This window comes from Vogesella alkaliphila (assembly GCF_014652475.1).
Classification (GTDB): Bacteria; Pseudomonadota; Gammaproteobacteria; order Burkholderiales; family Chromobacteriaceae; genus Vogesella; species Vogesella alkaliphila.
In genome coordinates, this window is record NZ_BMYW01000002.1 from 441,148 (window position 1) to 452,829 (window position 11,682).

Genomic DNA, 11,682 nt, shown 5'->3' on the forward strand with positions numbered 1-11,682 from the left:
CCGGTGCAACAGACAGCAGGGAGCAAGAATAAGGGTCAGACGCCGAGGCGGTCGCGCATGCCGTACCACCACGCGCCCAGCGTCAGCATCGGCACGCGCAGCAGGCGGCCGCCGGGGAACGGATAGTGCGGCAGGCTGGCGAAGGCGTCGAAGCGCTCGCTCTGGCCGCGGATCGCCTCGGACAGGATGCGGCCGGCGAGGTGGGTAAAGGTGACGCCGTGGCCGCTGCAGCCCTGCGAGTAGTAGATGTTGCTGTCGATGCGGCCAACCTGCGGCAGGCGCGACAGCGTCAGCGAGAAGTTGCCGGTCCAGCCGAACTCGATCTTCACGTCCTTCAGCTGCGGGAAGGTGTGCAGCATCTTGGGGCGGATCAGGCTCTCGATCTCGCCCGGATCGCGCGCGCCGTAGACGGTGCCGCCGCCGTACAGCAGGCGGTTGTCGGCGGTCAGGCGGTAATAGTCGAGCAGGAAGTTGCAGTCTTCCACGCAGTGGTCGCCCGGCAGCAGCGAGCGCGCCAGCGCCGGGTCCAGCCGCTCGGTGGTCACCACCTGGGTGCCGCACGGCAGGCTCTTTTCCGCCAGTTTCGGGATCAGGTCGCCGAGGTAGGCATTGCCGGCCACCACCACGAAGCGGGCGCTGACCTGGCCCTCGGCGGTTTTCACCACCGCCACCTCGCCACGCTGGATGTCGGTCACCGCCGACTGCTCGAAAATCTGGCCGCCCAGCGACTCGAACGCCGCCGCCTCGCCCAGCGCCAGGTTCAGCGGGTGGATGTGGCCGCCCCAGTGGTCGAGCAGCGCGCCGACGTACTGGTCGGAGTCGACGATGCGCGCCATGCCGGCCTTGTCGATCATCTCGATGCCGGTGTGGCCGTAGCTTTCCCACAGCCGCTTTTTCGCCTCCAGCTCGTCCAGCTGCTTGTCGGTAAAGGCGGCGAACACGTTGCCGTTCTTCAGGTCGCACCGGATACCGTACTTGGCGATGCGCTCGCGGATGATCTTGCCGCCCTCGAAGGCCATCGCACCCAGCTTGCGCGCGGCGTCCTTGCCGTGGCGCGCCTCGATCACGTCCATGTCGCGGCTGTAGCTGTTGACGATCTGGCCGCCGTTGCGGCCGGAAGCGCCCCAGCCGACGCGCGCCGCCTCCAGCACGATCACCTTGAAGCCGGCCTCGGCGAGATGCAGCGCGGTGGACAGGCCGGTGTAGCCGGCGCCGATGATGCAGACGTCGGCCTGCTGGCTGCCCTGCAGCGCCGGGCGCTGCGGCGACGGGTTGGCGGAGTAGGCGTAATAGGAGCGGGTGTGTTCGGTGGTCTGGCTCATGGCGGAGTCCTCGATACTGCATTTTTTAAACAGGGCCGCCACGGGCGGCGCTCAATCTGGCTTCAATTATCAGATAGCGCCGCAAAAATGTCTAATATGTTAAACATTGCACCGCAAAAAAAGCCCGGTTGCCCGGGCGGTGCGTGTGCTTACAGTACGCTCTGCCGCAGCTCTTCGCGCTTTTGCGACAGGTCGACACCGGGCAGCTCGGCGATGATGTCCGGGTGGTCGAGCAGCTTTTCCACCACGAAATCGACGAACACCCGCGTGCGCGGCGCGATGTGGTCGCGGTGCGGGAAGCAGATGTAGATCGAGCGCTCCATCGACACGAAGTCGGTGAGCACCACCTGCAGCTTGCCGGCACGCACGTCATTGAGGATCTCGTGTCCCGGCAGCTGCGCCACGCCCAGGCCCAGGCGCGCCAGCTCGCGCACGCCGTCGACGTCGTTGGCGGTGTAGGTGCCGGCGACTTCCAGCGGGATGCGCTCGCCGTCACGCTCGAATTCCCACTTGTACAGCCGGCCGGAGGTCGGGAACTGGAAGTTGATGCAGTCGTGCGAGGACAGGTCCTCCGGGATGCGCGGCTTGCCGTGCGCCTCCCAGTATTCCGGCGCGGCCACCACGTATTGCGGGATGTGCGCCAGGTGGCGCGCCACCATGCGGCTGTCCGGCATCATGCCGACGCGCACGCCGACATCGTAGCCGTCCTCGATCAGGTCGCTGAAGTGGTCATCCATGCCGAAGAACACGCGGATCTTCGGGTAACGGGTGCAGAACTCCTCCATCAGCGGCAGGATGAAGCGGCGGCCGAAGGAGTTGGGCAGGCTGATGCGCAGGTGGCCGGCCGGCTCGTCGCGGCTGGCCTTCAGCTGGTTGATCGCGGAGTCCAGGTTGTTGACCGGGCCGCGGCACTGCGCGTAGAAGCGGCGGCCGTCCTCGGTCAGGGTCAGCTGGCGCGTGGTGCGGTTGAACAGCCGCACCTCCAGTTCCTGTTCGAGCCTGGCAATACTCTGGCTGACCGCGGCAGGCGACACGCCCAGTTTGCGGGCGGCGTCGGAAAAGCTGCCATTCTCGGCCGTGGTCATGAAGACCATTAGTGCTTTCAAGGTATCCATAGCTCGACTCAATCATTGAGGCCGGCGGTGCCCCACATTTAACAATGGACACCACAAAAGAGACCGGCGATTAACAAAACACTTTGAAAGATAATAAGCGAAACAGCGATCCTGTTAAAGCTATTTCCTTATTTTCCATTAAATATGATAAGTCCCATTCCTACCAGTTTTGTGTCGAATTTGTGGGGCAACGGATAGCATTTCATGCAAGTGGCAAGCCAAGGCGGCCTGCAACGGCCTTGTTGTGGCCTTCGACGCCTGTAAAAGTGCCCGTCGGCAGCAAAATATGACGAAAACGGCGGCAATGACAGAAAAATGGCCGGAAACGGCGCCGTCACTGCGGATAAAAGCGGCCCGCGGCCAGATGCGGCGGCATTAATCTCATCTGTCATTTATTGAGGCGGGAATACAACACTGCCGCCGTCGCGGCGCGCCGCCGCCCCGCCGGGTGCCAAGGCCGCTTGACCCACGTCAACGCTGGCGCGCGCCCTTGCCGCCACAATCGTTCCTTTGCCCAACAGAAAGTTTGCCATGTCCCGCCCCCATGCCTTTTCCCCGCTCGTGATTCGCGGCCGCAGCCTGTTGCCCATCGTGCAAGGCGGGATGGGTGTCGGCATTTCCGCCAAACAGCTGGCCGGTGCCGTGGCGCGTGAGGGCGGCGTCGGCACCGTGGCCAGCGTCGACCTGCGCCACCTGCACGAAGACCTGCTGGCCGATGCGGCCAACCTTGAGGGCCAGGACGGCATCAACCGCCTCAACCGCATCGCGCTCGACCGCGAGGTGAAGGGCGCGCTGCAACGCGCCGACGGTCACGGCATGGTGGCGGTCAACATCATGAAGGCGGTGGACGACCACGCCGCGCTGGTGCGCCAGGCCTGCGAGTCCGGCGCGCACGCGGTGGTGATGGGCGCCGGCCTGCCGCTGGACCTGCCGGAGCTGGCCGGTGACCACCCGGACGTGGCGCTGATCCCCATCCTGTCCGAGTCGCGCGGCATCGGCATCGTGCTCAAGCGCTGGATGAAGAAGGGCCGCCTGCCGGATGCGATCGTGATCGAGCACCCCAACCACGCCGGCGGCCACCTCGGCGCCGCCAGCATCGCCGGGGTCGACGATGGCAAGTTCGACTTCGCCCGCGTGCTGGAGGAAAGCTTCGAGCTGTTCAAGGGCCTGGGGCTGGAGCGCGAGCGCATTCCGCTGATCGTCGCCGGCGGCGTCAACAGCCACCAGAAGGTGCAGACCTACCTCAACGACTACGGCGCCAGCGGCGTGCAGATCGGCACCGCCTTCGCCGTCACCAGCGACGGCGACGCGCACATCAATTTCAAGCGCACGCTGGCCGGCGCCACGCGCGAGGACATCGTCGAGTTCATGTCGGTGGCCGGCCTGCCGGCGCGCGGCATCCTGACCCCGTTCCTGAAGAGCTACCTCAAGCGCGAGGACAAGCTGCAGGCCAACGCCAAGGCCGATCCGCAGCGCTGCACCCAGGCGCTGAACTGCCTGACGGTGTGCGGCCTGCGCGACGGCCTGTCCAAGGTCGGCCAGTTCTGCATCGACCTGAAGCTGGCGGCCGCCTTCCGCGGCGAAACCAGCAAGGGGCTGTTCTTCCGCGGCGCCGAGCCGCTGCCCTTCGGCGACGCGATCAAGAGCGCGCGCGAAACCATCCACTACTTCCTGACCGGCGAGAAGCCGCTGGACCTGCGCGGCGCCTGAGCGGTCGTTGCGGCCAACCCTGGCCGCCCGCGCTAGGTGCCGTGGCCGCGCGTCAGCACCGCCTGCAGGCCGCCGCCGTCGCGGTTGTGCAGGCTCAGCCGCAGGCCGTGCAGTGCGGCGATGCGCTCCACGATGGACAGGCCGAGGCCGCTGCCGGTCTGCTGCTGGCCCGGCGGCCGGTAGAAGCGCTCGCGCACCTTGTCCAGCAGGGCCTCCGGTACGCCGTCGCCCTCGTCGCTGACGCTGATCCGCGTCGCGTCGGCCTCGAGGCTGACGGTGCCGCCGCCATAGCGGATCGCGTTGTCCAGCAGATTGCGCAGCATCAGCAGCAGCAGGGTGCGGTCGCCGTGCTGCAGCGGCCACTGCGTGTGCCCGGCCGGCGGCAGCCGCAGGGTGACGTGGTGGCTGGCGGCCAGCCCGGACACCGCCTCGCCCAGCTCCTGCAGCAGCAGCGGCCAGTCCAGCGCCTCGTCGTGCTGCTGTTCCGCGTCCACCCGCGACAGCGCCAGCAGTTGCGCCAGCAGGTGGCTGCTGCGGTCGACGCCGTTCATCAGCTGCTGCAGCGCCCGCTCGCGCAGCGCCGGGTCCTGCACCAGCTGCGCCACCTCGGCCTGCACCCGCATCGCCGCCAGCGGGCTGCGCAGCTCGTGCGCGGCGTCGGCGGTAAAGCGCCGTTCGCGCTGCAGGGTCTGCGCCACGCGCCCGATCAGGTCGTTCATCGCGTCGATCAGGGTGTGCAGCTCGCTGGGCACCTCGCGCGGCAGCGGCGTGGCATCGTCCGGCGCGCGCCGCTGCAGCTGCTCGCGGATGTGCGCCAGCGGCGCGAGGCCGCGCCCCACCGCCCACCACAGGGCCAGCAGCGCGAACGGCAGCAGCAGCAGCCACAGCAGGCCCTGCGTCAGCAGCAGCCCGCCTATCATCTCCCAGCGCTCGGACATCTCCTGCGCCACCGCCACGCTGCCGGCCTCGCCGGACAGGTAGTAGACGCGCCAGTCCTCGTCGTGCTGGCGCAGGCTGGCAAAGCCGGTGTAACCGGGGCGGGCGTCCAGCTGCAGGCCTTCGCTGTCGACCAGCAGCAGCTGGCCGTGCCGGTTCCACGCCGCCACCGCCATGAAGTCAACGTCGTCGTCACCGACCTGCGGCCGCTCCGGCTCGCTGCGCGCGCCCAGCGTCGGCAGGGTGCCGTACAGCTGGCGTGCGAACAGCGCCTGCTGCTGCTCGTACAGCTCGTTGACCTCGTGCCAGGCGTGAAAGGCCAGCAGCGCGCAGGCCAGCAACCACAGCGGCGTCACCACCTTGAGCAGGCTCCGGATCAGCGTGCCGCGCAGGCTGTAGCTCATGCCCCGTCCCCGAGGGTGTAGCCGATGCCGCGCCGCGTCTTGATGAAGTCGCTGCCCAGCTTCTTGCGCAGGTGGTGCACGTGCACCTCGATGGCGTTGCTCTCCACCTCGTGCGCCCAGTCGTACAGCTTTTCCTCGATCTGTTCGCGGCGCAGCACGCGGCCCTTGTTGCTGAGCAGCAACTCCAGCAGCGCCAGCTCGCGTGCGCTGAGGTCCACCACCGCGCCGTCCAGCGTCGCCTGCCGCGCCGCCGGGTCGAAGCTGACGCGGCCGTGCTGCAGCAGCGGCGTGTTGTGGCCGCCGCGGCGGCGCACCAGCGCGCGCAGCCGCGCCGCCACCTCGCCCAGCGCGAACGGCTTCACCAGGTAGTCGTCGGCGCCGCTGTCCAGGCCGCGGATGCGGTCGTCCACCGCGTCGCGGGCGGTCAGCAGCAGCACCGGCTCGTTGCGGCCGCTGCGCCGCCACGCGGCCAGCACCGCCAGCCCGTCCATGCCGGGCAGGCCGAGATCCAGCACCACCGCGTCGTAGGGCGCGGCGCCGATGCCGGCCAGGCCCTGCTTGCCGTCGCGCAGCCAGTCGCAGGCAAAACCCAGCGCCGACAGGCCGGCCTGCAGCCCGTCGCCGATCAGCTCGTCGTCTTCGATTATCAGTATCCGCATGCCCTGCCCTGTTAAGCGTCGCCGCGGCTCAGCGCCACGTCTTGATGCCGGTAATCATCGCACGAAGCAGGTTCACCCGCTCGATGCGGCTCATCAGCAGCGCGGCGGCAACGTGCAGCAGCACCGCGACCTGCAGCAGGGTCGCCAGTGCCTCGTGCACCTCCTCCAGCCATTCCTCGCCCCAGAACTGGTCGGTGCCCATCAGGTAACCGCTGACGCCGAGGCCGATCACCAGCGCCATCAGCGCCAGCATCATCAGCGCCCCGGCCGGATTGTGGCCGACGCTGGGCTGGTGGCGGCCGCTTTTCAGGGCCGCCAGGTGGGCGGCCAGCCGCGACGGGGTCGGGAAGAAGCTGGCGAAGCGGGCATGCCGGCTGCCGACAAAGCCCCACACCAGGCGCAGCGCGATCAGGCCCAGCGCGATATAGCCGGCCCAGCGGTGCGGCGGATCGCCCTCTTCCAGCAACAGCAGATTGGCCAGCACACAGGCGACCAGGCTCCAGTGGAACAGGCGCACCACGATGTCCCACACTTTTTCCTGACGGGGTAAGGCAGTCGGCGTCATGACAACACTCCTTGCAAAGACAATACGGGGCAGGGCCGTAACCCTGCCCCGCGGACAGTCGCGGCCTCACCGCGGCTGAAACCTGGCCGGCGGCGGCGAGCGCCGCCGGCCGCGCGACGGATCAATCGTCGATTTCGCTCTTCACTGCCTTGCCGGAGACCGGATCGAAGTAGATTTCCACTTTCTGGCCCTGCTTGTTCTTGCCGTAGATTTCGTAGCAGTTGCCGGACACCTTGAACTTCTTGATCTGGTAACCCTGCGCCGTCAGCTGTTTCTGGAAGTCGGCTTCTTTCTGCCACTTGTCTTTCGGCTGCGCCGCGCACTCGGCACCGGCAAAGGCGGCGGAGGAAGCAAAAGCGGCCATCAGGGCCACAGCAATCAGTTTTTTCATCGTTACGCTCCTGGTCAAAGCCTGCAACAGCGCAGGTACAGCTTCATTAAAGCAAGGCAAGCTTAAGCGCCGCTTATGCCGGGTAACTGGCCGGCACTTTTTGCGGTGCTGGCGGCACGGCCCAGGTCGAAGGCGGCAAACAGCAGCACCGCCACCAGCCACACCACCCAGCCGCTCCACAGGTTGTGCGACAGGAAGTGCGCGCCGCGCGCCATCTGCCCCAGCCCCATCAGCAAGCCCAGTACCAGCGCGGCGACCGCCGCCTGCCGTGCCCGCCGCGGCGCGTGCGGCCGCCAGTAGAAGAACAGCGCCAGCAGCGCAAAGCCGCCGGAGGCGTGACCGCCGGGGAAGCACTGCCCCGGGCCGGGATTGGCCGCCACCGCGCCGAACAGCGCGAACCACTCGCCGCTGCCGCCGAAGGCCTGCAGATCCCACGGGCAGGAGTGCGCGCTGTGCGCCTTCAGCAGCGACACCGCCAGCGTCGCCAGCCACATCACCAGCACCGCGTAGCCCAGGCGCGCCTCGCGCCGCCGCACGGCACGCAGCGCCAGCCCGCCGCTGGCGGCGATCAGCGCGTACTTCGGCAAGCGGTGGTTGAGCCACTCCAGCCACAGGCTGTGCTGCAACGGAAAGCGCTGGGCAAGCGGATCGAAGAACCACTGCGCCAGCGTGACATCGAGGCGGGTGGCCGCCTCCAGCCACCACAGCACGGCACCGAGCAGCAGCAGCCACAGCAGCTGCCGCGCGTAGAAGGCGGCGCTCAGGCCGTCAGGGCTTGCGGCCAACCTTGGCGCTGCCATCTCAAGCACCGCCATCTCAGGCGCCCTGAGTCGCCGGCGCCGCGGCCGCCCGCGGCGCGCGGCAGGTGGCGAAGATGTCCAGCGCCGGCTGGTACAGCGCGGTGCGCACCGCCATCAGCCCCAGCACGCTGTGGAACAGGTTGTCCTGGCTGTAGCGCTGCCGGCTCCGCTGTTGCAGGCAGCCCTGATCCAGCCCGCTGCCCTGCTGCCACTGCGGCGAGAACCACGCCAGCATCGGGATATGCTTCTGCGCGTCCGGCGCGATCAGGTAGGGCGTGGCGTGCAGGTAGAGGTTGTTCTCGCCCAGCGATTCGCCGTGGTCGGACAGGTAGACCATGCTGCTGGCCACCTGCGGCGCCGCCTGCAGCGTGGCGATCAGCTGCGCCAGCACGTGGTCGGTATAGAGGATGGTGTTGTCGAAGGCGTTGACGATCTGCTCGCGGCTGCATTTCTGTAATTCACCGGTTTCGCACACCGGGCCGAAGCGCCCGAACGCCGCCGGGTAGCGCTTGTAGTAGGCCGGGCCGTGGCTGCCCTTCTGGTGCAGCACCAGCACGCTGTCGCCGCGCAGGTTCTGCAGCCGGGCCGCCAGGCTGTCGAGCAGGATCGCGTCGTGACACTCGCCGCCGCTGCAGAAGCGCGGATCGGTGCTGTCGTACAGCATGCTGCTGGCCACGCGCTTGCACACCTCCTTGCAGCCGGAGTTGTTGTCGCGCCAGCTGACCTGCACCCCGGCGTGGGCCAGCACGTCGAGCAGGTTTTCGCGGTGGCGCGCCTCTTCGGCGTCGAAGCTGTCGCGCGGCCGCGACGAGAACATGCACGGCACCGAGATCGCGGTTTCGGTGCCGCAGGACCAGACATCGGGGAAGTTGACCAGCCCCGCCACCTTGGCCAGCTGCGGGTTGGTCGGCCGCGGGTAGCCGTTGAGCGAGAAGTGGTCGGCACGGGCGGTCTCGCCAACCACCAGCACCAGCAGCCGCGGCTTGCCGCTGGCGGCCGCATCGCGCCTGGCGTCGCCGCCGATGCGCAGCAGCGGCTGCGGCGTGGCGTTGACCTTGCGCAGATAGGAACTGGTGGCCTGCAGGTAGTTGCTCGGCGTCAGCTCCAGCCGCAGCTCGCGGTGGTTGCGGAACAGCGAGGCGAAGTCCTGGTAGGCGCCCAGCGCCACCAGCAGCAGCACCGCGCCGCTGAGCAGCAGCGCCAGCGCGCGCACGCCCAGCTCCGGCAGCGCGGCGCGAAAGTGCAGCGGCGTGCGCCACAGCCACCACGACGGCAGGCCGCCCAGCAGCAGCACGGTCAGCAGCAGCCGCCACGACAGCAGGTCGCCGGCCTCGGCCACGTCGGTCTGCAGCGCGTTGCGCACCATGTCGCTGTCGATCAGCACCCCGTACTGGTTCATGAAATAGCTGACCGCGGCGGTGAGCAGCAACAGCAGCGTCAGCAGCGGCTTGGCGAGCCTCGGCCACAGCAGCAACAGCAGCAGCAGGGTGAAAAAGGCGGTGACGAACACGAAGGCCAGCAGCAGCATGCGCACGTCCTGGCCGTCCAGCGGCGCCATGATCTGCAACAGGTGGCGCCAGAACGGCAGGTTGAACAGGGTGACGAACAGCAGCGCCATGAGCAGCGCCAGCCATTCGGCGCGCAGCGGACGGAACAGAAGCTTCATGCGGGGTCTCTCGGCAACGGGTTTCGGAGCAGGCACGCCCGCTCATCCTGCCGCCGATGAAAACAGGCCAGGCTTAAGCCAGCCTTAGAGCCTGTTCACCGCACGTCACCGTATCGTCATCACCGCCACATCCGCCTGTCACATCGCTGCGCCACCATCGGCGCATCTGCCCCCGCCGGAGCACGCGATGAACCAGCGCTACCGCACCATCTGGATTTCCGATGTCCACCTCGGCACCGCCGGCTGCCAGGCCGCCTTCCTGCTCGACTTCCTGCGCCACCACGAGTCCGACACCCTGTACCTGGTCGGCGACATCATCGACGGCTGGCAGCTGAAGAAGTCGTGGTACTGGAAGCAGGGCCACAACGACGTGGTGCAGAAGGTGCTGCGCAAGGCGCGCAAGGGCACGCGGGTGATCTACGTGCCCGGCAACCACGACGAGGCGGCGCGGCAGTACGCAGGGCTGGACTTCGGCGGCATCGCCATCCGCAGCGAGGCCGAACACCGCACCGCCGACGGCAAGCGCCTGCTGGTGATCCACGGCGACGAGTTCGACGGCGTGATCCAGCACGCGAAGTGGCTGGCCTACGTCGGCGACAGCCTGTACACGCTGATCCTCGGCCTCAACCGCCACTACAACTGGCTGCGCCACAAGCTGGGGCGGCCGTACTGGTCGCTGTCGCAGTACCTGAAGCACAAGGTGAAGAACGCGGTGAACTTCATCAGCGACTTCGAGCACATCCTCGCCGCCGAGGCGCGCCGCCGCGGCTACGACGGCGTGGTCTGCGGCCACATCCACAAGGCCGAGGTGAAGGACATCGACGGCATCGTGTACGGCAATTGCGGCGACTGGGTGGAAAGCCTGTCGGCGCTGGTCGAGCACCACGACGGCACGCTGGAAGTCGTGCACTGGACGCAGCAGGCCGGCGACAGCCTCCCGCAGAGCATTGCGGCCAACCTTGTACCGCCCGCCCCCATCCCGACAGAGGTCGAAACATGCGCATCATGATCATCAGCGACGCCTGGCTGCCGCAGGTCAACGGCGTGGTCCGCAGCATCACCGAAACCGTGCGCGAGCTGCGCGGCTTCGGCCACCAGGTGGCCCTGGTCACGCCGCTGGGCGGCGAGACGGACGACGGCGACGGCTTCGCCACCCTGCCCTGCCCGACCTATCCCGACATCCGCCTGTCGCTGTTCCCCTACCGCAAGGTGGCGGCGAAACTGGCCGCCTTCGCGCCGCACGCGGTGCACATCGCCACCGAAGGCCCGCTGGGCCTCGCCGCGCAGCGCTGGTGCCGCCGCCACGGCCAGCCGTTCACCACCGCCTACCACACCCGTTTCCCGGAATACATCCACGCCCGCACCCGGCTGCCGCTGGCGCTCAGCTACGCGTGGATGCGCCGCTTCCACAACCGCGCGCAGGCGGTGATGGCGCCGACGCCGGCCATCGTCGCCGACCTCAAGGCCCGCGGCTTTCACAACGTGGTGCTGTGGAGCCGCGGCGTCGACACCCGCCTGTTCAGCCCCGGCGAGCGCGAGCGGCTGGACACCGCGCAGCCGCGCTTCCTCTACATCGGCCGCGTGGCGGTGGAAAAGAACATCGAGGCCTTCCTCAAACTGGACTTGCCGGGCTCGAAATGGGTGGTCGGCGAGGGGCCGCAGCTGGCCGAGCTGAAGGCCAAATACCCCGATGTCTACTTCGCCGGCGTGTTCCCGCAGCACGAGCTGGCGCGCTTCTACCGTGCCGGCGACGTGTTCGTGTTCCCCAGCCTGACCGACACCTTCGGCCTGGTGCTGCTGGAGGCGATGGCCTGCGGCACGCCGGTGGCCGCCTACCCGGTGGCCGGCCCGCTGGACGTGGTCGGCAGCAGCGGCGGCGGCGTGCTGCACCAGGACCTGCGCACCGCCTGCCTGCAGGCGCTGACGCTGGACCGCGACCAGGTGCGCCGCGTGGCCGAGGGCTACTCGTGGACGGCGGCGACGCGGCAGTTCGAATCCCACCTCTGCCCGCGCCCGCTGGGCGAGCAGGAAGGCATGGCCTTCACCACCGGCGGCGGCCGCTGAACGTGATGTCCAAAACCCTGCGGCCAACCTTGTCCAAGGTTGGCCGCAGG

The 11,682-nt window shown here is 68.2% G+C and carries 11 protein-coding genes; 3 read left to right on the forward strand and 8 right to left on the reverse strand.

Translation table 11 applies throughout. The features are described 5' to 3' along the window. Positions 1–35: 35 nt before the first annotated feature. A complete protein-coding gene (locus IE100_RS05310) occupies positions 36–1,322 on the reverse strand; it encodes an NAD(P)/FAD-dependent oxidoreductase (protein ID WP_189373059.1) in 1,287 nt (428 codons plus the stop codon). Positions 1,323–1,471: 149 nt separating this feature from the next. Further along, positions 1,472–2,437 carry a LysR family transcriptional regulator gene (locus IE100_RS05315; RefSeq protein ID WP_189373060.1) on the reverse strand — a complete coding sequence of 322 codons (966 nt, stop codon included), beginning with the start codon at positions 2,435–2,437 and terminating at the stop codon, positions 1,472–1,474. 531 nt (positions 2,438–2,968) lie between these two features. Here IE100_RS05315 and IE100_RS05320 point away from each other — a divergent pair. After that, positions 2,969–4,147 carry an NAD(P)H-dependent flavin oxidoreductase gene (locus tag IE100_RS05320; RefSeq protein ID WP_189373061.1) on the forward strand — a complete coding sequence of 393 codons (1,179 nt, stop codon included), beginning with the start codon at positions 2,969–2,971 and terminating at the stop codon, positions 4,145–4,147. A 32-nt stretch (positions 4,148–4,179) separates the two neighbouring features. On the opposite strand, the gene IE100_RS05325 is transcribed toward IE100_RS05320, so the two are convergent. The 6 genes from IE100_RS05325 to IE100_RS05350 form a co-directional block, all read right to left on the reverse strand. Next, a complete protein-coding gene (locus IE100_RS05325) occupies positions 4,180–5,487 on the reverse strand; it encodes an ATP-binding protein (RefSeq protein WP_189373062.1) in 1,308 nt (435 codons plus the stop codon). Further along, positions 5,484–6,146, reverse strand: a complete 663-nt coding sequence (locus tag IE100_RS05330) for a response regulator (protein ID WP_189373063.1) — start codon at positions 6,144–6,146, stop codon at positions 5,484–5,486. The genes IE100_RS05325 and IE100_RS05330 overlap by 4 nt, the downstream gene beginning before the upstream one ends. Positions 6,147–6,174: 28 nt before the next feature. Beyond that, positions 6,175–6,711, reverse strand: coding sequence for a cytochrome b/b6 domain-containing protein (locus IE100_RS05335; RefSeq protein ID WP_189373064.1), 537 nt, complete (start codon positions 6,709–6,711; stop codon positions 6,175–6,177). 121 nt (positions 6,712–6,832) lie between these two features. Beyond that, positions 6,833–7,102: a PepSY domain-containing protein gene (locus tag IE100_RS05340; protein WP_189353907.1), complete on the reverse strand. Its 270-nt coding sequence runs from the start codon at positions 7,100–7,102 to the stop codon at positions 6,833–6,835. Positions 7,103–7,164: 62 nt separating this feature from the next. Further along, complete coding sequence (locus IE100_RS05345; RefSeq protein WP_229800242.1) at positions 7,165–7,902, reverse strand: phosphatase PAP2 family protein; 738 nt, start codon at positions 7,900–7,902, stop codon at positions 7,165–7,167. Between the two features lie 16 nt (positions 7,903–7,918). Next, on the reverse strand, positions 7,919–9,568 hold the full coding sequence (locus tag IE100_RS05350; RefSeq protein WP_189373065.1) for a phosphoethanolamine transferase: 1,650 nt from the start codon (positions 9,566–9,568) through the stop codon (positions 7,919–7,921). Between the two features lie 187 nt (positions 9,569–9,755). Here IE100_RS05350 and IE100_RS05355 point away from each other — a divergent pair, with 187 nt between their 5' ends. Both IE100_RS05355 and IE100_RS05360 read left to right on the forward strand, forming a co-directional pair. Then, a complete protein-coding gene (locus IE100_RS05355) occupies positions 9,756–10,577 on the forward strand; it encodes a UDP-2,3-diacylglucosamine diphosphatase (protein WP_189373066.1) in 822 nt (273 codons plus the stop codon). After that, on the forward strand, positions 10,565–11,632 hold the full coding sequence (locus tag IE100_RS05360) for a glycosyltransferase family 4 protein (protein WP_189373067.1): 1,068 nt from the start codon (positions 10,565–10,567) through the stop codon (positions 11,630–11,632). Before IE100_RS05355 ends, IE100_RS05360 begins: the two co-directional genes overlap by 13 nt. Positions 11,633–11,682 lie beyond the last annotated feature (50 nt).

Coding starts and splice junctions, on each gene's coding strand:
- IE100_RS05315 (WP_189373060.1), bottom strand. CDS start 2,437: ATGGATACCTTGAAAGCACTAATGGTCTTCATGACCACGGCCGAGAAT.
- IE100_RS05325 (WP_189373062.1), bottom strand. CDS start 5,487: ATGAGCTACAGCCTGCGCGGCACGCTGATCCGGAGCCTGCTCAAGGTG.
- IE100_RS05320 (WP_189373061.1), top strand. CDS start 2,969: ATGTCCCGCCCCCATGCCTTTTCCCCGCTCGTGATTCGCGGCCGCAGC.
- IE100_RS05360 (WP_189373067.1), top strand. CDS start 10,565: ATGCGCATCATGATCATCAGCGACGCCTGGCTGCCGCAGGTCAACGGC.
- IE100_RS05355 (WP_189373066.1), top strand. CDS start 9,756: ATGAACCAGCGCTACCGCACCATCTGGATTTCCGATGTCCACCTCGGC.
- IE100_RS05340 (WP_189353907.1), bottom strand. CDS start 7,102: ATGAAAAAACTGATTGCTGTGGCCCTGATGGCCGCTTTTGCTTCCTCC.
- IE100_RS05330 (WP_189373063.1), bottom strand. CDS start 6,146: ATGCGGATACTGATAATCGAAGACGACGAGCTGATCGGCGACGGGCTG.
- IE100_RS05335 (WP_189373064.1), bottom strand. CDS start 6,711: ATGACGCCGACTGCCTTACCCCGTCAGGAAAAAGTGTGGGACATCGTG.
- IE100_RS05345 (WP_229800242.1), bottom strand. CDS start 7,902: ATGGCAGCGCCAAGGTTGGCCGCAAGCCCTGACGGCCTGAGCGCCGCC.
- IE100_RS05310 (WP_189373059.1), bottom strand. CDS start 1,322: ATGAGCCAGACCACCGAACACACCCGCTCCTATTACGCCTACTCCGCC.
- IE100_RS05350 (WP_189373065.1), bottom strand. CDS start 9,568: ATGAAGCTTCTGTTCCGTCCGCTGCGCGCCGAATGGCTGGCGCTGCTC.